The organism is Streptomyces sp. NPDC046335 (genome assembly GCF_055587985.1).
Map to the genome: position 1 here is coordinate 436,534 of NZ_JBVJFF010000010.1, position 19,898 is coordinate 456,431.

At 67.6% G+C, this 19,898-nt stretch carries 17 protein-coding genes and 3 pseudogenes; 11 read left to right on the forward strand and 9 right to left on the reverse strand.

The window, feature by feature from the left end; translation table 11 throughout:
- Window positions 1–295: 295 nt before the first annotated feature.
- Both panD and ACZ6JY_RS26020 read right to left on the reverse strand, forming a co-directional pair.
- Entirely contained in the window at window positions 296–712 is a 417-nt protein-coding gene (panD, locus tag ACZ6JY_RS26015; RefSeq protein ID WP_469199380.1) for an aspartate 1-decarboxylase, read from the reverse strand.
- A gap of 274 nt (window positions 713–986) precedes the next feature.
- A pseudogene (locus tag ACZ6JY_RS26020) lies at window positions 987–1,217 on the reverse strand (transposase); the annotation flags it as partial.
- A gap of 467 nt (window positions 1,218–1,684) precedes the next feature.
- Between ACZ6JY_RS26020 and ACZ6JY_RS26025 the strand changes: the two are divergent.
- Window positions 1,685–2,410, forward strand: coding sequence for a hypothetical protein (locus tag ACZ6JY_RS26025; protein WP_469199382.1), 726 nt, complete (start codon window positions 1,685–1,687; stop codon window positions 2,408–2,410).
- Complete coding sequence (locus tag ACZ6JY_RS26030) at window positions 2,403–5,762, forward strand: P-loop NTPase (protein WP_469199384.1); 3,360 nt, start codon at window positions 2,403–2,405, stop codon at window positions 5,760–5,762. Before ACZ6JY_RS26025 ends, ACZ6JY_RS26030 begins: the two co-directional genes overlap by 8 nt.
- Window positions 5,763–6,381: 619 nt before the next feature.
- Here the strand turns inward: ACZ6JY_RS26030 and ACZ6JY_RS26035 are convergent.
- From ACZ6JY_RS26035 to ACZ6JY_RS26045, 3 genes are all read right to left on the reverse strand, one after another.
- Window positions 6,382–7,041: a nucleotidyl transferase AbiEii/AbiGii toxin family protein gene (locus tag ACZ6JY_RS26035; RefSeq protein WP_469199386.1), complete on the reverse strand. Its 660-nt coding sequence runs from the start codon at window positions 7,039–7,041 to the stop codon at window positions 6,382–6,384.
- Window positions 7,038–7,400 (reverse strand): hypothetical protein, encoded by a 363-nt coding sequence (locus tag ACZ6JY_RS26040; RefSeq protein ID WP_469199388.1) that lies wholly within the window; start codon window positions 7,398–7,400, stop codon window positions 7,038–7,040. Before ACZ6JY_RS26040 ends, ACZ6JY_RS26035 begins: the two co-directional genes overlap by 4 nt.
- Window positions 7,401–8,135: 735 nt before the next feature.
- Complete coding sequence (locus ACZ6JY_RS26045; protein WP_469199390.1) at window positions 8,136–9,032, reverse strand: LysR family transcriptional regulator; 897 nt, start codon at window positions 9,030–9,032, stop codon at window positions 8,136–8,138.
- A gap of 112 nt (window positions 9,033–9,144) precedes the next feature.
- On the opposite strand from ACZ6JY_RS26045, the gene ACZ6JY_RS26050 reads away from it, so the two are divergent.
- The 5 genes and pseudogenes from ACZ6JY_RS26050 to ACZ6JY_RS26070 all read left to right on the forward strand — a co-directional run.
- Complete coding sequence (locus ACZ6JY_RS26050) at window positions 9,145–10,020, forward strand: polysaccharide deacetylase family protein (protein WP_469199392.1); 876 nt, start codon at window positions 9,145–9,147, stop codon at window positions 10,018–10,020.
- Window positions 10,017–11,501: an MFS transporter gene (locus ACZ6JY_RS26055; RefSeq protein ID WP_469199394.1), complete on the forward strand. Its 1,485-nt coding sequence runs from the start codon at window positions 10,017–10,019 to the stop codon at window positions 11,499–11,501. The genes ACZ6JY_RS26050 and ACZ6JY_RS26055 overlap by 4 nt, the downstream gene beginning before the upstream one ends.
- Window positions 11,498–12,550, forward strand: a complete 1,053-nt coding sequence (locus tag ACZ6JY_RS26060) for an NADP-dependent oxidoreductase (protein ID WP_469199397.1) — start codon at window positions 11,498–11,500, stop codon at window positions 12,548–12,550. The genes ACZ6JY_RS26055 and ACZ6JY_RS26060 overlap by 4 nt, the downstream gene beginning before the upstream one ends.
- Window positions 12,551–12,562: 12 nt before the next feature.
- A pseudogene (locus ACZ6JY_RS26065) lies at window positions 12,563–12,904 on the forward strand (NF041680 family putative transposase); the annotation flags it as partial.
- Window positions 12,894–12,995, forward strand: a pseudogene (locus ACZ6JY_RS26070) (transposase); the annotation flags it as partial. The pseudogenes ACZ6JY_RS26065 and ACZ6JY_RS26070, both read left to right, overlap by 11 nt.
- Window positions 12,996–13,141: 146 nt before the next feature.
- On the opposite strand, the gene ACZ6JY_RS26075 reads toward ACZ6JY_RS26070, so the two are convergent.
- The 3 genes from ACZ6JY_RS26075 to ACZ6JY_RS26085 are packed head-to-tail and all read right to left on the reverse strand — an operon-like array spanning window position 13,142 to window position 15,563.
- Complete coding sequence (locus tag ACZ6JY_RS26075; RefSeq protein WP_469199399.1) at window positions 13,142–13,975, reverse strand: amino acid ABC transporter ATP-binding protein; 834 nt, start codon at window positions 13,973–13,975, stop codon at window positions 13,142–13,144.
- A gap of 5 nt (window positions 13,976–13,980) precedes the next feature.
- Window positions 13,981–14,766, reverse strand: coding sequence for an amino acid ABC transporter permease (locus tag ACZ6JY_RS26080; RefSeq protein WP_469199401.1), 786 nt, complete (start codon window positions 14,764–14,766; stop codon window positions 13,981–13,983).
- Between the two features lie 41 nt (window positions 14,767–14,807).
- Entirely contained in the window at window positions 14,808–15,563 is a 756-nt protein-coding gene (locus ACZ6JY_RS26085) for an ABC transporter substrate-binding protein (protein ID WP_469199434.1), read from the reverse strand.
- A 464-nt stretch (window positions 15,564–16,027) separates the two neighbouring features.
- Here ACZ6JY_RS26085 and ACZ6JY_RS26090 point away from each other — a divergent pair, with 464 nt between their 5' ends.
- The 3 genes from ACZ6JY_RS26090 (at window position 16,028) to ACZ6JY_RS26100 (ending at window position 18,847) form a co-directional block, all read left to right on the forward strand.
- Entirely contained in the window at window positions 16,028–16,489 is a 462-nt protein-coding gene (locus tag ACZ6JY_RS26090) for a hypothetical protein (protein WP_469199403.1), read from the forward strand.
- A 953-nt stretch (window positions 16,490–17,442) separates the two neighbouring features.
- Window positions 17,443–18,126 carry a HEAT repeat domain-containing protein gene (locus ACZ6JY_RS26095; RefSeq protein ID WP_469199405.1) on the forward strand — a complete coding sequence of 228 codons (684 nt, stop codon included), beginning with the start codon at window positions 17,443–17,445 and terminating at the stop codon, window positions 18,124–18,126.
- A gap of 19 nt (window positions 18,127–18,145) precedes the next feature.
- Window positions 18,146–18,847, forward strand: a complete 702-nt coding sequence (locus tag ACZ6JY_RS26100) for a hypothetical protein (RefSeq protein WP_469199407.1) — start codon at window positions 18,146–18,148, stop codon at window positions 18,845–18,847.
- A 66-nt stretch (window positions 18,848–18,913) separates the two neighbouring features.
- Here ACZ6JY_RS26100 and ACZ6JY_RS26105 read toward each other — a convergent pair whose 3' ends face one another.
- Window positions 18,914–19,357: a MerR family transcriptional regulator gene (locus tag ACZ6JY_RS26105; RefSeq protein WP_469199409.1), complete on the reverse strand. Its 444-nt coding sequence runs from the start codon at window positions 19,355–19,357 to the stop codon at window positions 18,914–18,916.
- Between the two features lie 115 nt (window positions 19,358–19,472).
- Between ACZ6JY_RS26105 and ACZ6JY_RS26110 the strand changes: the two genes are divergently transcribed.
- Window positions 19,473–19,808 carry an EthD domain-containing protein gene (locus ACZ6JY_RS26110; protein ID WP_469199411.1) on the forward strand — a complete coding sequence of 112 codons (336 nt, stop codon included), beginning with the start codon at window positions 19,473–19,475 and terminating at the stop codon, window positions 19,806–19,808.
- The last annotated feature ends 90 nt before the right edge of the window (window positions 19,809–19,898 follow it).

Consider the following 19,898-nt stretch of genomic DNA (forward strand, 5'->3'; position numbering starts at 1 on the left):
TGGGGTTCCGGGCTCGGCGGCTCGGGGACCGGAGAGGGGGAGGGCCCAGGAGCGGGCCGCGGTTCGGGCTGCGGCACGGGGTCCGGAAAGGGCCGCTCCGGTTCGGGCAGCGGCTTGGGCGGCCCGGGGGTGGGCGGCGGTCCGGGGGTGGGCGGTCCGGGCTCCGGGAACGGTTGCGTCATCGTGATCCTCCAGCCAGTGGTTCGTCGGCTTCTCCCCCGCGTACCCGACGCCTTCGGCCCCAAGCCTTCCACTGTTCGGCGCGCACCGCTTCCCGCGTTCCCCCGGCGGCGGCTCAGACGCTCAGCGGACTCCGCGCCATGCCGTCGTCACCCGGCACGGGCTCGGCGGGGTCGTCACCGAGAGCCACCACACGATTGGCCTCGTCGACATGGACGACCCGCGGCACGAACGCCCGCGCCTCGGCGTCCTCGACCTGGGCATAGCTGATGATGATCACCCGGTCACCGGGGTGCACGAGATGCGCGGCGGCACCGTTGATCCCGATGACACCACTGCCGCGCTCCCCCTCGATGGTGTAGGTCTCCAGGCGCGCGCCATTGGTGATGTCAACGATGTGCACCAGCTCGCCGGCCAGCAGATCGGCGGCGTCGAGAAGATCGGCGTCGATGGTGACGGATCCGACGTAGTGCAGGTCGGCGTGGGTCACGGTGGCTCGGTGGATCTTGGACTTGAACAAAGTACGCAGCACTTTGGACTCCTGGAAGATGGCTCCCTGCCTGCTTTGTGCAGGTCAAAGGCGTCCTCGACCTTACACCGACGCCCCGTTCGATGTGAGGAACATCGCTCCGGCCGGGCTGAGACGGCTTCCCGTCAGGGCTTCCCTTCGCACCGGCGTCTATTGAGACGACCGCCCCGGAACGCGCGGGGACTCATGCTGACCGGATACTGACTTGCCTGATGAGCCGTCAAGCAAGCGGGAGAACACTCTGCGCACGCTGCCGGATGGCGTCCCGCTGCGCCCTGCTCAACTGGCAGGCCATGGCCTGCGTGGTCACCGTCTTCTCCCGGTGCCCGTTGCGCCAGGTCGTGCGGGCGTCGGTGTGTTCACCCCACTCGGCGCCGATCTTGGTGGTGGCCTCGGCCTCGATCAGGTCCTGCAGCAGCCTTTCGGCGACCTCGCGGACGAGTTCAAGACCATCGGCCGAACGTAGTGACTCAAACAGGCGAAGTAGATCATGCTGGGACAAGGCCACCGTGCACCCCCTGGGGTCGAACTGTTCCTTCACTCCGGACAGTTGCACGGTGGCCTGCCGGTTGAGCAGGGAGCAGACACCGGGCAGACGGTGCACCCGAGGGAGCAGAACCCGCGCACTCAGCCATAGAGATCCCCTACACCACACACCGGGACGCCATCGGGATCTGCGTGGTCAGGGACAACGAACCGCTGGACCCCGGCTACGTGTCTGCTCGTTGGGACGCCCTCAACTTGAGGCGCTTCCGTACGTGCCAACGAAGGAGTCCGAAGCCGTCTTCCCGCAACGCTGTTGGCGTCGGATCGCAAGCCGCGCCGCTGGCGGTCGGTGCCCAACTTCTGGTACTAGGAGGCGGAATGGAGGCTGCACATCTCCCGCTCGGCCATCCACTCATCGGTGATGGGCAGAGCACTCTCCACCCCAGAAAAATCTGGTAGCTTCCATGCCTCCGATGAGCAGGGAGCAGGGTGACGAATCAGCAGATTGCCACCGGCGCGTCAGATCAGAGCGACTACGAGGCGACCCTCGAAGTGGTGAGCACGATCGTCGCCGAGACCTACTACGCCCAACAGGTACAGGCCGTCAGTTCTGCCAGAGGACGTGCTCAGGCAGCACAGTCAACGGTCACCCTGTTCGCCGGCGGGCTCATGGCAGCGCTGAGCGTCGCCACACTGACGGATCATGCGTGGTGGACGCAGGCGACGGCCATCCTCGCGGTCGCCACCTGGCTGGTAGCCGCCTGGTGCTACTTGTGGGCCGTCGCGTCCCCCATCAAGGACCCCAGCACACAGAGCCGGACCGAGGATCGGCAGGTGCTGGTCAACCGGGTCCTGGACAAGGTCGAGAAAGAAGCGGAGAAGGTCGACCTGCGGCAAGCCTGGGGGAACCGGGCGGCTGCCGTGGCCGTGACCCTGAGCCTGGCCACCTTCGCAATGACCATCGTCACCGACCCGGTGCGAAAGACGGCCCCGGGCGCGGTGGTCGTCGACCCTTCGTACCGGTCCGTTCTCAAAGAGCTGTGCGGTCCGGCGGCGGACTGGTCGAGGCTAGTCGGCGGAGACATCACCGAGGACTCCCTCAAGGGCCAGTTCGTGGAGATCCGATTGGCCAGGGGCACCTGCACCGGATCCCAGGACACCCTGCAGATCCCGCGCAGCAAGGTCAACGGGTTGAGGTGGCAGAAGGATGGCTGAAGGAAACGCGACCTTATACTTCCTGCTCATCCGTGAGCTGCCTACGGACGGAGTCGGTCGGGACACCGCCCGGAGACTCGCGCTGGCCGATGTCGGCCGCTTGCACGAGTCGGGGCACCGAGTGGACGCCATCTTAGTCCTCGGCGGTTCCGGTGGTGACCTTGCTTCCGAAGAGCTCGTCTTCCAGTTGCAGGACGCCTGCGACGCGTGGGACTACCAGCCCCACGTCGTACCCGTGCCCGGCTTGGGTGACCGAACTCTGCCCGCCTCCCGGCTCCTTGCTCGCAGCCTAACCGAGGACTGGGGACGTGACGGGCCCGACCTCTGGGCCGGTAATCTCACGGAGGATGTCGTCACACCGCTGGAGACAAAGGTCTTCGCGGACTTCATGCGGTGGCACCACCAAGCAACGGGCTCCATCACCGGCTGGCGTCGGGGGCTCCTGCCCGGTGACGGCTCCGTGCGTCTTGACGCTGGAGGTCGCACGGTCGGTCTGGTCTCCCTCAATACGGTGTTCCGCATGGTCACCGAGGAGATCGAGCCCGACACCGCGCAGTGCTTCTCGGAGCAGCTTGACCAGGCGGTCGGGGGTGTCTTCGCCGACTGGACCCGGGACAACGACCTCACCCTGCTGGCCACCGGCCGATCGGGGGCCCTGCCGGACCTCCCGCCCGAGTCGGCGCCTCTGGTCAGGGTGGCGGGAGGCGGATCGCGCGCGGATCGCTGGGAAGTCGCCTCGGGTGACGGCTCCCACCATCAACTGCTGGTGGCAAAGATTGGTGCCGGCCGGGCCGAGGTCACCGATGTGTCGGAGCGGCGTAGGATCGGAGCCTCCCTCCCCCAGGCTGCATCAGCGGTTCAGCCCATGCACCCCGCGGCCGAGCCGGAAGAGCCGTACGACGGGACAGCCGTCCTCAATGCTTTTCAGCAGAATTTGTCCACGGGACGGATGGCACTCGTTCTCGTCTCGGGTCCCGAGCCGTCACCTCCGATCACTCTCGACGAGCTGCACCTCCGCCTGGCGGGAGCCCTCTACCCCGAGGTGCCCACCGTTCTCTCCTATCCCCTCCGGGAAACCTGGGCGGCTGCCCGGTCCTTGTCCGAACAGGTGCGGGCGCGCATTCTCGACGAGCTCCGGGCGCCTGCCGGGGACGTCCCGGCCACGGTGCACCGTCTGCTGCGCGCTCCGTGGCACCGGGTCTACGACTTCACGGGCACGGACCTGTTCTCCAGGGCGAGGAGCAAGAGCCCGGCCGGCGTCTCTCTGGTCAACGCCTGCGAAGAGAATCCAGGAGACAAGCGCGAGGCACTGGAGGTCGTCATGATGCACGGACTTCCGCTGGAGGGCAGTGCCCCTCCGGACTTCGGGGACACCGACGAACTGCCCCGGGGCCATCCTCGTCGAAGCTGGGCGAATCGCTTCCGGGCCGAGCTGCTCGAACGGCCGGCCCTCTTCATCTCCCTGACGGCCGACAGCCCTGCCCTCTGGGATGCGCTGAGGGCGGCGGACCGGCACGTTGATCGGGCCGGATACCCGACGTTTCTCGTGGGTCCGGAAGGGACCCCGACCGCCAGGGCCCGCCTGCGCGCCACCGGCCTCCAGCACATCCGGATGGAGGCGTCGAACTTCGTCGCCACTCAACTCGCCCCGGGCGGCATCTCCTATCAGCAGGGCAGGCAGCTCCTCTCTCGAGCTCACGAGAGCACCGTGCACGGGGTGGGGGTGGAACGGGTCGACCAGCTATTGGCCGGCGCCCGGGAGGGTGACTCCACCTTCCTGCGGGGACGGGACCCCCACTGGGGCGACATCAAGGCGAAACAACTCGCTCCCCGCCTGTCCCTCTTCGACGAGGTACTGGAACGCACCGCCCCCTCCGCCGAGGGGCGACTGCCCATCGTCCTCGTCAAGGGCAGCGCCGGCACCGGGAAGACCACCACGCTGATGCAGGTCGCCCACCACCTGCACCAGAAGCATGCCTGGCACGTGGGATGGGTCGATCGCGGCACCCAGATTTCCTCGTTCGCCGTGGCGAGCCAAGTGCAACAGCAAAACCTGGGAGCCGTGTTCGTCGACGACATCGACCTGTTCAAGAGCAGCGCCTCCGACTTCATGCGCAGGTTGAACGACAACGGCCGGCGGCTGGTGATTGCTTCCATCAGAAGCAGCCGGTACAACGAAATCCCCGCGGGATTTCCTGCCGAGGTCGTCAACCTCAATCGCGAAATCACGGACGGCGACCTGAAAAAGCTGATCAAGGCGCTGGACAAGAACACGCTCATCTCCGACCTCAAGGGCCTGAACAGATCAGCGCGACTTGACGAACTCAAGAGAATGTCCGAAAAAGGACTTCTGGCCGCGATGATTAAGGCCGTGACCGGCAGCACCCTCCGCGAGAAGGTCATCAGCGAATACGATGAACTCGCGAAATACGGTTGTGAATTTCAGTGGGCTTATGCCGTCGTCTGCATCTTCAACTCCGAGACGGTTTTCCGCAGTAAGGACATCAGCAGCACCAGCCTGCTGGAGATCCTCTCCTATCCGGATGCCCCCACCCATAGGGACCGGCTCGCGGTGGAGGGCCTCAAGGAAATGGGCCTGCTCATCACCACGATCGGTCAGATGCTGCGGTCCAGACAGCGCACGCTCGCGGACGAGGTGGTGATGAGTGCGCTGGCGAACCGACCCGCCGACCTGGAAATCGTGATGCTCAAGCTGCTGTCCGCCTACGCGGAGAAAGCACGCTTCATCAAGGACGACAAGCACCCTGATCGCCGCACCATGATCCGCCTACTGAACCACAGCGTCCTGGGCGGGCTCTTCGGAGATCCTGCTGCCGCCCGCAGGACCTACCAGGCTGCTCACGACTTACTCCACGACGATCGTCACTACTGGCTGCAGCGAGCCGAGTTCGAGATCGACAACAGCGACTTCCCGACCGCCCTCAGCTACGTCCAGGCGGGACAGGGATGCGAAGGCGGCGAGAACGACCGCTATCTCCGCACCTGCAGCGCGCGGCTTCGGCTCAAGTGGTCCGCCGCCAACCCCACGGACAGGTCCCTGCTGGAGGAAGCCTGCAACGCTGTGGAGGTCCTGCACAAGCTGGTGCGAGGCCCGCAGGGCAAGGACACTCCCCACGCCTTCGTGGCCCTGGCCAACGACGGAGCGCGGTGGCTCCTGAGATGCAGCAAATCGCTGGGCTATCAGCGGTACACCGACTTCTTGGACCTCATCCGCGACGACGTCTCCCACCGGGAGCTCTACCAAGGGCGGAACGACGTTGAGGCCGCGGCCCGGCGATTCGCTGGACGGCTGGTCACGCTGGAGGAACGCGTGCCGGGCCTGCGCCTCTAGCTTGATCTTCAATGTCCGAGGTCGAAGGATGCCTGGCATTGGACGGGACGGGAGAGGCCCAGCCCCCTTGCTGGGTGGCGCGGGGACCGAGCCTCGAGCGGGGTCGCGTCCGAGGGCGGTTCAGGAGGTGTGAAAACGACGGCAGGCCGGACAGGAGGCTTCGAGGAGGTGGGCGGCCTCCACCTCGCCAAGGCCCCCGCGTCACCCTCTGCTTCCCCCAGGCTCGACGACGGTGCACGGCGCCGTGCAAGTACCACATTACGAAGACTCGTCGTCGGCCGGCCTCCCTTCACCGGGTCGTCCGCCATGACCTCCCTGATGCTGTCAGCACTGGTAGTAAATGGATCCAGCCGGAAGCCTTCCGACCAATTCTTCGAGCTGGCCGTTACCGAGTTCCACCGTCGGGACCCTGACTGGACCTGAGAGTGGGAGCGGGATGCAGTGTTTGACCGTTACCGCAGCCCGGTTTCGCCGTGAGGCCACTGCGGGGTATCGCTCGGCCGACCTGCGCATCCGCCGTGTAGGGCAGCCACCACTGTGGACGGCTCCGGGTTGGAACCTGCTGCACCGCAACCTCTCCTTGCAACAGCCGTAGAGGGAATGGGCGCGCTACCGCCTCTCAGGCGTTCTCGTCATGGATCCGCGCACCCAGATCCTCCGCCCACGCCAGCGCCCACGCCTTGAGTTCTTCGATCTGCCGGGAGGTGAGCCCGTATGCGGTGTAGTCCTCATCCTCGTACCAGTCCGCGCCGATCAGCCGGTCCCGGAGGTCTTCGAGGCTGAACTCGTCGTGGGCGCGACGGCGGCCCAGGGATTCGAGGTCGGCGGTGGAGCGGTGGCGGGAGGCGGCCTGGACGTCGATGAGGTCACGGACGGTGCCGCGGTCGGCGAGGGCACGGACCTTGGTGCCGATCACGTCGTCGAGGGAAAGAACGGGGCCGTAGGGGGTCTGGGCAGGCGGCGCCCAGAACGCCTCTTTGAGGACGTCGACCTCACACTCCTCGCCGGTGTCCGGATCGGTGACGAGAAACCGGCCGCTGAGCGGATCGGTCTGAACGTGCGTGGTCCGCCATCCGCGCCCGCTGAGGCCGACTGTGAGTGAGGCGACGATCTCCTGCATCGGAGCGGGGTTCTCGGTGGCGACGTCGAGGTCACGGCTGAAGCGTTCGACCAGGCCGTGGGCCTGCACGGCGTATCCGCCGGTGAGGACCAGAGGGTAGGGGGATCCGAGGTCGAGGATGTCGGCGAGGAGACGCTCGTGGAGCGGAGTGAGCTTCACGCGGCGGTCGTGTCGGCCGGAGCGGTGCGGAGCAGCTCGGGGAAGGCATCCTCCCAGACCTCGCGGATGTAGGGACTGATCAAGCGCCGCAGCACGGGCCACTGCTCGGTGAGCAGCCGGTGGTGCAGGAGGGCCGCCAGGTCCTCACTCAGTCCTTCGGCGAGGACGGTCCTGTAGAGCGTCATGCGGGACTTCGGACGGTCCAGGCTGTAGCTCGTCCGCCCGGACCAGACGATGTGGAGCGGCAGGTCCACGTTGCCCTCGATGGGGCCGGCCAGCTCCTGCAAGCGCTCGGGCAGTCGGCTGCGATAGCGGTCCCGCAGCACCTCGGCGCGGGGCGCGGTGGTCGTCGTGTCCATGCATCCAGTATCGCTGCTGGGAGGCGGCGGCGTGACGGATACGGGGCTCCCCTTTCGTACGTACGGGTCGGGCGGCCGACCGCCCTTCCCTCGGGCATCTCACCCAGTGGGCGCTTGGCACATCATCGCCTACCCGCGCAGGCCCCCAGGTGGCGCGGCAACCGGCTGCCCTGCAGACCCGGACCAGCCCCGCATGCGGGCGCGGGTGATCATGACGCAGTAGGTCACGCGGAGGGCCGCCTCAGTGGAGTCGGCTGCGGCTTCGGTCTCGGTATCGGAAATGACGACGGTGCCGAAGCCGGGCCCATGACTCCAGCGCATGCCGCGGACGAGCTGCCGAGTAACGCAGCGAACGTCCCAAGCGGGAGCCAGGCACCTGCGTCCAGGTCCCCCGTCATGGCGGCCACCTGGACAGCAAGCTGGGACGCTCCCGCGCCCGATGCTGACCGTTTGCTGACCCAGAGGCCGCAGCCAGGGCTCTGACCTGCGAAAACACCCAAACGCTAGATCTTGGACTTGAACAGAGTGCGCAGCACTTTGGACTCCTTGAGGACGGCTCCCCGCTAGCTTTATGCAGGTCAGGGGCTTCCCTTACTGTACATCGGCACGCCTTCGGCTCGAAGGTCCCAGGAAAATTGTGCGTTGCTGCGATCAGGCTTCCCGCTTGCGCATTTCGGTGACCGGCGGGCCGGATGGCACCTCCCCGTGCCGGCCGACAGGATCTGAAAGGAGGCCCTACGGCCGCCCCGCGCGTATGCGGCACAGCGTGTCCGTGAACGCCTGTACCCGGGACGTGAAGCCGTCGCGGCGCCAGATCAGGCCGTAGTCGATGGACGGAGCGTCGCAGAACGGGACGTAGGTGAGGCCGGGGCGGCCGTGGTAGCGGGCGGCGAGCAGCGACGCGACGGAGATGCCGCGGCCGGAGACGACGAGCGGGGGGACTTCCAGCCAGTACACGAAGGTGGGGCCCTGGGGGATCGGCTTGCCCTGCGGCGTCTTGCTGGGCCAGATGTACTCGCGCCAGTACGGCGGGCTGTCGCCCGTGACGCCGATCAGCGGGGCGCGGGCCAGGTCCTCCACGGAGACCGACTCCTGCCGGGCGAACGGGTGGTCCGCGGGCACCATCATCGCCCGGGTCTCCGAGAAGATCACCGAGCCGGCCACCAGGTCGGGCTCCTCCACCGGGAACTCGGTGAGCTGCAGATCCACCCCGCCGGCGCGCAGCGGGCCGAAGGTGTCGTAGAGCGGGATCTCCTGGATCTCGACCAGGCAGCCGAGGTGGGTGCGGCGAAAGGCCTCGGCGGTCCGCAGCACCATGTCGCCCGCCCACGCCGAGGAGAAGCCCACGCGCAGCGTGCCGGTGATGCCCTTGCCGGTCGCCAGTGCCTGCGCGACCGCCTCCTGGATCTCCTGGTGGGCCGGGGCCAGGCCGTCGTACAGGCGCTGCCCCGCCGGGGTCAGGGTTACCTTGCGGCTCGTACGGGCGAAGAGCGCGACGCCCAGGCGGCGTTCGAGCCGGCCGACGATCTGGCTCACCCGGCCCTGGGCGAGCCCGAGCCGCTCGGTGGCGCGGCGGAAGTGCAGCTCCTCGGCTACGGCCAGAAATGCCTCGATCTCATGCCGCTCCAGCATCGCTGACCACCGCCCCGCCCCCGCCCCGTGAAGCCAACTGGTGAGCTTCGCGCACCGATCGTAGGTCAGGTCGCTCTCGTTCCGGCAGGTGTCAGCGGACAGCATGTAGGCCATGGCGATGGACAACGAGCTCTACGACTACAGTCCGATCACCGAGCGGGAGCGCTTCAGCTGGCCCGGCGGCGCCCGGGTGGCGTTCTACGTCGGGCTGAACATCGAACACTTCCAGCTCGGCACCCCCTCGACCAGTCTGAACGAGGCGACCGCCGCGCTCGTCCCGGACCCGCTGAACCACGGCTGGCGCGAATACGGCGTCCGGGTGGGTATCTGGCGCGTCATGCAGGCCCTCGACCGGCACGGCGTACGCGCCAGCGCGCTGCTCAACTCCGCCGTCTGCGAGCACTATCCGCAGATCGTCGAGGCCGGCCTGGCCCGTAACTGGGCGTGGCTCGCGCACGGCCGCGACAACTCCACCCTGCAGGCCGGGATGACGGAGGAGGACGAGCGCGGCTATCTCATCGGCGTCGTCGAGACGATCGAGAAGGCCACCGGGCAGCGGCCGCGCGGCTGGCTCGGCCCGGCGCTCACCGAGACCTTCCGGACGCCGGCGCTGCTTGCCGAGCTCGGCCTCGGTTACGTGCTCGACTGGACCAATGACGATCAACCGTACCCGCTGAACGTCCCTGGCATGCTGAGCGTGCCGTACTCGGTCGAGCTCAACGACCTCGGACTCTTCACCACGCACGGCATGACCGGGCCCGATTTCGTGCAGCTGGTCAAGGACCAGGTCGACCAGCTGTACGACGATTCGGCCGCCGGCGGCCGGGTGATGGCGCTGGCGCTGCATCCGTTCGTCATCGGTCAGGCGTTCCGGACCAAGTACCTCGACCAGGCGCTGGAATACGTCGTGAACCACCCGGGCGTGTGGACGGCAACCAGCGACGAGATCGCCGAGCACTACGTCCGTACCTTCACGGGCAGACCGTGACCGGGCGGGCGGTCACCGCGAAGGCCGTGGCCGAGCGGCCGCGAGCCACATCGCCCTGGCTGACGATCACCGTGCTCTGCATCGGGCAAGTGATGATCGTCATCGACCAGAACATCGTCAATGTCGCCCTCCCGACCGTGCAGCGCGGCCTCGGCTTCTCCGCGGAGAACCTGGTCTGGGTGGTCAACGCCTACGTCGTCCCGTTCGGCGGGCTGCTGTTGCTCGCCGGCCGACTCGGTGACCTGATCGGGCGCAAGCGGGTCTTCCTCGTCGGCGTCGCACTCTTCAGCGCGGCCTCGCTGCTGTGCGGATTCGCGACCAGTGAGGCCACGCTGATCGGCTTCCGGTTCCTGCAAGGCGTCGGCGGCGCGATCGCCTCGGCCTGCATTCTCGGCATGGTGGCGACCCAGTTCACCGACGCGCGCCGGCAAGCCCAGGCCATCGGCGCCTACAGCTTCGCCTCCGCGGGCGGCGGCACGGTCGGGCCACTGCTCGGCGGCGTCCTGACCGACCTGCTCAGCTGGCACTGGATCTTCTTCATCAACGTACCGATCGGCGCGGCGGTCATCGCCCTCGGCCTTCGTGCGATCCGTAAGGACGAGTCGCAGGGCCTGGGCAAGGGCACCGACTTCCTCGGTGCCGCCCTGGCCACGGCCGGCATGATGCTGCTCGTCTACACCATCGTCGACGCCGAGCAGGCCGGCTGGGTCTCCGCCCGGACCCTGCTGCTCGGCGTGCTCGCCCTCGCGCTGCTCGCCGGATTCGTCGTACGGCAGGCCCGCGCCGAGCGGCCGCTGCTGCCGCTACGGCTGTTCCGCTCGCGGCGGCTGACCGCGGCGAACGCCGTGCAGTTCATGGTGATCGCAGGCATGTTCGGGCTGCTGTTCTTCGGGACGCTGTATCTGCAGCAGGTGCTTGGCTACAGCGCGCTCGCGGCGGGGCTCGGCTTCATGCCGGTCGCCGCTGTCATCGCGGTGATCTCGCTCGGCCTCTCGGCCCGCCTGATCATGAAGTTCGGGCAGCGGCCGCTACTGTACCTGGGGCTCGTCCTGATCACGGCGGCCTTCGTGCTGCTGTCGTTCAGCCGAGCGGACGGCACGTACGCGGTGGACTTCCTGCCCGCGTCCCTGCTGATGGGCATCGGTTTCGGCCTGGCCGCGCCCGCCATGATGGGGCTCGGCATGGCCGCCGTCGCCCCTGAGGAGTCCGGCATCGCCTCCGGCCTGTTCAACACCACGCAGCAGATCGGCGGCGCCATCGGCCTCGCCGTGATGAGCGCGGTTGTCACCGCCCGTACGAGCGGCCTCGAAGCGGGCAGCGCGGACAGCGTCGGATCCGGCGGCGAGGCCGCCAGGTCCGCGCTGCTCGAGGGCTATCACGCGGCCTTCCTGACCGCCGCCGGTTTCGTGGCGGCGGCGCTTGTCCTCGCCTTCGTGCTGCTGCGGGGAACTCCCGGAACTACCTCAAGGAGCCACTCATGACCACCCCTACGCGCACCCCCGCCTCCATCCCCCGCACCAGCCGCGAGATCCGCCTGGCCTCGCGCCCCACCGGCGCCCCCGGCGCCGAGAACTTCGACCTGGTCCACGCCGACATACCGGACCTGGCCGACGGCGAGATCCTGGTCCGCAACGACTGGATGTCGGTCGACCCGTACATGCGCGGCCGGATGACCGACGTCCCCTCCTACATCCCGCCGTTCCAGCTCGGCGTCGCACTTGAGGGCAGCGCGGTGGGCGAGGTCGTCGCCTCCCGGGCGCCGGCGGTCCCGGCCGGTGCCACGGTGTCGCACTTCGCCGGGTGGCGGGAGTACGCGGCGCTGGACGCCGCCGCGGTCTCCGTGGTCGACACGGCGCTCGCCCCTGCCGAGGCGTACCTGGGCGTGCTGGGAACCACCGGTCTGACGGCGTACGCCGCCGTCACCGAGGTCGCGCCGGTGCGGGAGGGCGACGTGGTGTTCGTCTCCGCCGCGGCCGGCGCCGTCGGCAGCGTGGCCGGGCAGCTGGCCCGCCGCCTCGGCGCCGCGCGGGTGATCGGTTCGGCGGGCGGCCCGGCCAAGACGGCCAAGCTGCTCGACGACTTCGGCTTCGACGCGGCCCTGGACTACAAGGCCGCCCCCATCGCCGAGCAGCTGGCGAAGGCGGCTCCCGGGGGCATCGACATCTACCTCGACCACGTCGGCGGCGACCACCTGGAGGCGGCCATCAACGCCGCTCGCCCCGGCGCCCGCTTCGCCTTGATCGGCGCGATCAGCGCGTACAACGCCACCGCCCCGGTGCCGGGCCCGACCAACCTTTTCCAGGCGTACACCAAGGAGCTCAGCCTGCGCGGCCTGCTGGTGAACTCGTACTTCCGCCTCTTCCCCGACTGGATCAAGCAGGGCGCCGCCTGGCTGGCCGATGGCACCCTGCACACCGAGCAGACCGTGGTGCACGGCCTCGACCACGCCCCGGCCGCGTTCCTGGGCGTCCTCAGCGGCGCGAGCATTGGCAAGATGCTCGTCCGCCTGGACAGCGGCGGCGCCAAGTGAGCGGCCGAGTGCGGGGGTGAGTTCGTCTTCGGGCAACCCGACACCTGGAACACCCCGGACACCGAAACCAACACCGACACCCGCCTCTACGGCACCGCCGGGGCCCGGTCCTGGGACCGGCTGCACCCCAAGCCGACCCACCGGTCCTGCGTGGGCCTCCCCGAAGGCCCGCAGCCCCGAGGCAGCCGACCGACGGACCTGGCTGATCCTCGCCGCCTGTACCCAACTGCGACTCCCCCGCCCGACGATCTTCGGCACATCCGCCCACAATCGGCCTGCCCGGCCCAAGCACCGAAACCATCTCGTCCAGGCCCCGGACGGCCGCCAGGCCAAAAGAACACACGTGCGGTCCCGGCTGGCATGGCAGGCGGTGGCGGTGGTGCGGCCGCAGGCGTGGGTGGTGGACGACACCGGCTTCCCCAAGGACGGCCGCTGTTCACCCGGGGATGGCTCGGCAGCTCTACCAGGCCCTGGACCTCCTCCAACACCTCATCGCCACCTGGACCGCACCTGGACCGGCACCTGCCCCACCCGCCGACAACCCACCTGGCAGCCCTACGACACCACCTGACAAAGCACTACTAGGCGCACTCAGCGGTCCACGCGCTTCTCGTGCGGTCCTGTGTCCGGGACCTCGCCCACCTCCGCCGCCGCAGGATCGAGTACGCGCGCAAGGAACGTCCGGGTCCGCTCGTGCTGCGGGTCGCCCACCACACGTTCGGGCGTGCCCTCCTCGACGATCACTCCGTCGTCCATGAAGACCACCCGGTCGGCGACCTCGCGCGCGAAGCTCATCTCATGGGTGACGACCAGCATCGTCATCCCCTCCCGGGCGAGCGAGCGCATCACCGCGAGTACGTCCCCGACCAGTTCCGGGTCGAGCGCGGAGGTCGGCTCGTCGAAGAGCATCAACTCGGGGTCCATGGACAGCGCCCGAGCGATCGCGACCCGCTGCTGCTGGCCGCCGGAGAGCTGCGCCGGATAGGACCGCTCCTTGTCGACGAGGCCCACCCGCGCGAGGTTGGACCGCGCGATGCGCTCCGCCTCCTCCTTGCCGCGCCGCAGCACACGGCGCTGCGCGATGGTCAGGTTCTCCAGCGCCGTCAGGTGCGGGAAGAGGTTGAAGGACTGGAAGACCATGCCGATCCGACGGCGTACGCGATCGATGTCCACATCGGGGTCGGTGACCTCCGTGCCGGCCACCGTCACCGTGCCCGACGTGGGCTCTTCCAGGAGATTGACGCAGCGCAGCAGAGTCGACTTGCCGGAGCCCGAAGGGCCGATGACGCAGACCACGTCACCGCGCCCGACCGTGAGGTCGATGCCCTTGAGCACCTCCAGATCGCCGAACGACTTGCGCAGCTCGCGCACCTCGATCGCCTGGCCCGACGGTGCGGGCGCGTCGGGTGCCTTGTCCAACTTCATGGTGCTCACCTGGCTTTCGCCGTACGGGCCTCGAGCCGCCGCACCAGCTGGCCGAGCGGGAGGGTGATGACGAGATACAGCAGTCCGGCGATCAGGATCGGGGTCAGGCTCTTGTGCTCGTTCAGCGCGTCCCGGCCGAAGTTGGCCAGCTCGAACTGGCCGAGCGAGAGGCCGAGCAGATACACCAGTGAGGAGTCCTTGGTGAGCAGGATCAGCTCGTTGGTCAGCGGCGGCAGCACGATCCGGAACGCCTGCGGCATCACGATCGACACCATCGCACGCCCCGGTGACATGCCCAGCGAACGGGCCGCCTCCGACTGCCCCTTGGGCACCGCCAGAATGCCCGCCCGGATCGTCTCGGCCATATAGGCGGCGCCCACCAGGCCCAGAGACAGCATCACCGTGATGTCCATGTCGAGCGCGACCTCGAAGGCCAGCGGCACACCGAAGCCGAGCGCGATGAACACAAGGAGGGAGGGAACGCCGCGGAAGAACTCGATGTAGGCGATCGCGATCCAGCGGTACGGAGGCACCGTGGACAGCCGCATCAGCGCGAGCACGATGCCGAGCCCCAGGCCGAAGCCGAAGCCGAGCAGCGTGTAGTAGGCAGTGTTGACCAGCGCGGTGGTGATCACCTCGGGGAACAGCGCCTTGGCGATCTCCACGTCGAAGAACGCCTGGCGCAGTGTCCCCCAGTCGGCCACCAGCGCGAGCACGGCTATGGCGATGAACAGCACGGCGTACTGGACGCCGCGGAACAGCCGTGCCCGCCGCCGTCGGGACATGGACATACGTGCAGAACTCCTCTGGTCAGGCGTTTGAATGCTCGAGGTCAGCTCTGCGGAGTGGTGCCGAACCACTTCTTGTAGATCTTGTCGTAACTGCCGTCGGCCCGGGCCTTCTTGAGGACCTCGTTGACCTTCGTGCGCAGTGAGTCGTTGCCCGTGCGGAAGCCGATTCCGTACTTCTCACCGGTGTCGAACTCCGCGGTCACCTCGGTGTCCGGGTTGTCCTTGATGTATTCGAAGAGCACGCCGTTGTCGTTGATGCCCGCGTCGACTTTGCCGGCCTTGACCGCCGTGAGCAGCAAGCCGACGTCCTCGTACTCCACGAGCTCCATGTCGAGGCCCTTGCTCTCCTTCTTGGCGTAGATGCCGCCGGTGGTGGCCTTCTGGTAGCCGAGTTTCTTGCCCTTGAGATCCTCGAAGGTCTTGTAGGGCTCCCCCTTCTTGGTGATCAGCGCCTGGGTGGCGTTGAAGTAGGGGTCCGAGAAGTCCATCACCTTGTCGCGCTCGTCGGTGATCGTCATGCCCGCGGCGGCCAGGTCGCACTTGCGGATGTTGAAGTCCTGGCCGGTTTCGATGCCCTCGAAGGGTGTGTTGACGATCTCCTGCTCGACCCCCAGTTCCTTGGCGACCAGGTCGACCAGTTCCACGTCGAAGCCGACGATCTCGCCGTCCTTCTTCGACTGGAACGGCGGATAGGGCAGATGCGTGCAGGTCTTGATCTTGCCGGACGAGACGAGCTTGATCCCGGAGGCGCCCTTGTCGCCGTCGCTGTCGGACTTGGTGCTGGTGCAGCCCGTCATCAGCAGGCCGGCGACTGCGGTCAGGGCTATGGCAGCCACCGGGAAACGAACGGACTTCGGGGGACGAGCGGACACAGGACCTCCAGGGCAGGCTCGAACCAGGGCGCGAGCAAGATCAACAGCGCCGTGTGCTGCGCACGCTGCGGTGCATCCTGCCACCGGCCAGGGCTCTTGTCCTGCCCCCGGGATTGCGTATGGGTAACACACTCGATCTCCGCTGCATCGACTCCCCTGCGTGAACGGTCACTTGCGCCGCTGCACCCGGGTCTCGCGGGGTGAGCACCGCCCCGGGCCCCAGCAGTCGTCGCGATGGATTTGAACTGGCTCGAATGCTTTCCGGTGCGAGGTCCCCACGTGGTGGAGTCGTGTTGCCGAACAACGGCAGCAACGTTCACTGCCCGATCTGAGGCGGTCGCCTCCGCACGACGGTGAGGTTGCGCATCCGGCACTCGAGGAACCTGGGAGTGGTTGCCATGGTGAGGTTGAAAGACGCGTCGAAGGTGAAGAGCCGCACGAGGAAGGCCGGCGTGGCCGTGACCGCAGCCGCGTCGGTTGCCGGGATGGCCTTCGCGGCGACACCCGCGACCGCCGTCGGCGCCGCTGCCGCCACCGTCTCGATCGAGTATGGGGCGAGCTACTACAAAGGCACGGCCAGTTGGTCCAACCGGTCGGTCGGCATCGACGCGACGTTCAAGGCCAGCAATTGTCGGCGGGTCTACGCGCGGGCGTTCGCCGGCAGCACCTCACTGGACTTCAAGAGCAGCAGTACTTGGTGCAATCGTTCCGGGCCGGCGGACTTCACCCTTGCCGCGAACGTCGTCGGTGGGTCCGACAAGATCTGGGTCTACATGACCGACGAAAACCAGAAGTACCTCAAGGGCCAGACCTGTTACCGCGCCGGCTACTGCGTCGACGGCCTGTACTAGTACGGGGGAGGGCGGGGCTGACACATCCGGCAGGCCGCAGCCATGCGTTGTTCGCGGCGATGAGAGTCATCGCCGCGAAACGGACCGCGACTTCGCCGAACCGGTTCGCCACCGCCCTGTTTCGCTTCAACCGGTCGGTGCCGCACGCAACCGCGCGTCGGGCGCGCCCGTAGTCCCCATCCTGGAGATCGCATGAAGAAGACTCATCTCACCGCCGCCCTCGGTTCCATCGTGGTGACCGCGGGCACCTTGCTGGGCGCTCCCTCCGCCGGCGCGCAGACAGCTCCCCCCTACCCGAGCACCTCTTTCGACATCACGGTCGGTGCCAGCTCCGTCCGCGGCACCCTGACTTGGCGCGACCGGTCGGTCGGAGCCGCTGGAACACACCGGGCCGTCGGCTGCAGCAGGGTGCGGTTCAGCACGTACGGTGCCTCTGGCAACGAGCTCGGCACGTGGAGCAGCGGCACTCGGTGCAACGTGACGTACCAATTCAACGCCGGGCTCCCTGCGGATGTGCCTGGCGGGGCGGCGTCCGTCAGCATCTGCCTTGAGGCGAACACGGCAGCCATGTGCGAGTGGTACAACCGGCCCTGACCCGCCTGACCCACTCGTGCGGCCAGGGAGACCCGGGATGCGCAAGGGCGGCGCAGGGCAGCAAGCCGGACACCGTCCGGGCCGGTGCTGACCATGTACGCAACCTTGGGGCACTCCCAAAGGCAGGCTGCCCGGCCGGGCGCCTCTCCTCTCGGCGCTCATCCCCGCGCACGCGTCCCCAACTGCGCTGATGGGGCCCGTATGGCTGGTCGGGGTGGGGGCGGCGGCACACGCCGGATCCGGTGGCAAGATCGAGTCGCCGCGACGGGATCTCCCGCGCACACTGGAGTTGGAGGCGCCTCACCAGCTCGCGTCGTGACCATGCCGACCGGGAATCGAAGCGGGAGGCAGGACAGACCATGGAGATGGAGGAGCACGGACCGGGACCGTGGGCCTTTCTCAGAGAGTTCACCGACCTGGCTCCCGCGTTCATTGCCGCGACCCGGGCCATGGGCGGTGTGGGGGAACACGCCGAGGAGCGATACCAGGCGGCGCTCGATGAGTTGAGGAGGAGGCCACAAGGCGACCTTGTCGCCCTTGTGCGGCGCGGGTGGGAGTCCCTGCCCCAGGCGGCGTACGTCGAGCGGTGGGGGCTCGTGCAGCTACTCACCGATCTGCGCCTCTCGTCGGCCTGTGAACTCCTCGGGGACATGGTGGCTACCCCGATCCCACAGGAGCGCGCCCCCGAGCACGAACACCGTTTCCCCCCGGCCGTCCGTGAAGTGATCCTCCGTACGACGGCCGTCGAAGGCCTTGTCCGGCTGGCCGGGCAGGGGGACCGCGAGGCCGTCGAACTGTTGGCACGGCACGTGGGCGACGGTCAGCGTGCCGTACGCGTGGCCTGCATCGTCGCGCTGAGGGAGCTCGGTGACCGGGCCGGTGTCGACGTGGGGGCGCTGGTTCGCGAGCCGGACCGTGAGGTGCTCGGCTTCCGGGTGACGGACCTTGAGGAAGTCCGGCGGATCGACCGCGTCGACCATGTCCTGAACCCCGGGAAAGCAGAGGGCTCACAGCCCGAACCGCAGTCGCCCACGTCTCGATGATGTGGAAGGAGGAGCGGCCATGCCCGCACCCTGTTCCGCGACGGTGCCGGACAAGAACGTCTCCGGAGACAACGGATACGGGCTGCTGTGGATCGGCCAGCCGGCGATATCCGACTACTTCTGGCTCACGTACGGGTTCAAGAGCAACAAGAGCTACTGGTCCAATGGCTTCGGCTACGAGGCCCCGATCGACACCGACCTGCCGTTGGCCCGGACGTACAACGCACTCGCCCTGCTCGGCTATTCGGCCCAGAACTGGGCGCTGGACGACTACAGCCAGCCCATCTTGAACTGGGCACGCCGATACGTCCGGGAGAACGTCACGGACCTGCGATCCTTCTGTGGCACGGGCGCGCTCATCGCGAAGTCGTTCTACGGCGTCCCCGTGCTCGGCGGGGCCCACCTCGAACTGTATAAGCCCATGTGGTACGAACAGGGAGTCCCCATTCGCGCCTCGACGCTCGTCCACGAGGCCCGTCACCTGGGCGGATCGAGACACAACGCCATCTTCCCGGCCGGCTCAGCCTACGGGGGCGGCCTGACGGGCGCGGATTCGGACTGGGCCTACAACGGCGCGTGGCGCTACGAGACCGCCTACCTCTGGGATTTCTACCTCAACGCGGTCGGGGCCACCTCGGCGATGCGTCAGCTCGCCCGGCAAGCGGGCAACACGATGCTCGCGGGTGCCTTCGCCACCGCCCCGCCCTACGTGATCGTCTGAGCGCGGTACCGCCGGGCGATACCCGCGGTAGGGGCCCATCACGCAACAGATCGCCATCCCGCCTCGTTACCGGCTCGTCCGCTCCCGGAGGATGTCGGCCAGGGAAAGCTTTTGAGCGCGAGCCGCGTCATCCGCCACGTCCGCCACGTCCGCCACGTCCGCCAGGAATCTCTGGTTGACGTCCATCAGGTGATCAAGCGCTTCCCTTGCGGCGGCCAGGCTGTCAATCGCGGACGAAATGCGGGTTCGCTCCTGGTCCATCGCCGCCAGGGCTTGCCGGGCTCTGTCCGTGTTGGGCTGAGTCATGCAGGGGACCAACTGAGCGATGGTTCTGCTGGACATTCCGGCGGCCAGGAATACCTGGATCAGCGCTACCCGCTGGACGTGCTCATCGTCGTAGCACCGCTGGCCACTGGGAGACCTCGTACTGACCAGCAAACCCTGCTGCTCGTAGTAGCGCAGTGATCGACGGCTCGCTCCCGTCCGGGCGGACAGTTCACCGATCCGCATCCCCACCCCAACCCCCCGTGCGCTGAGTCACAGCGCCTTGCCCATGACACCGATGTGAGCGTTTAGGTTAACCCCATGGCTCGCGCATCCGCGGGAACACGAAAGGGAGAAGTCCGTGATCAAGTTCGCTTTCATGGTCAACCGTGTCGATGGAATGACCTTCGGGGAATTCGTCGAGCATCACCGGGACCGCCACGTTCCCTTGTTCAGCTCCATTCCGGAAGCGCGGCAGTACGTGAAGAAGTACACCGTCTCCCACCCGATAGCCGCCGAAGGGTACCCGAGTCCGGCCTACGACGGACTCACCGAAATCTGGTTTGAAAGCTGGGCAGATCACGACGCCTTCTTCGCGTCCAAGAATTACAAGGAATTGGTGAACCCGGACGAGAGCACGTTCATTGACATGAATTCGGTGGCCGTCATGGTCACTGAGGAACGGGTTGCCATCTAGAGATCTTCAATGGCTGGGGTTACGGCGGCTGGAGGTCGAGGCCGGTTTTGGCGATGAGGCCGTCGATGAGGCCGGGTCGGTACTGCATCC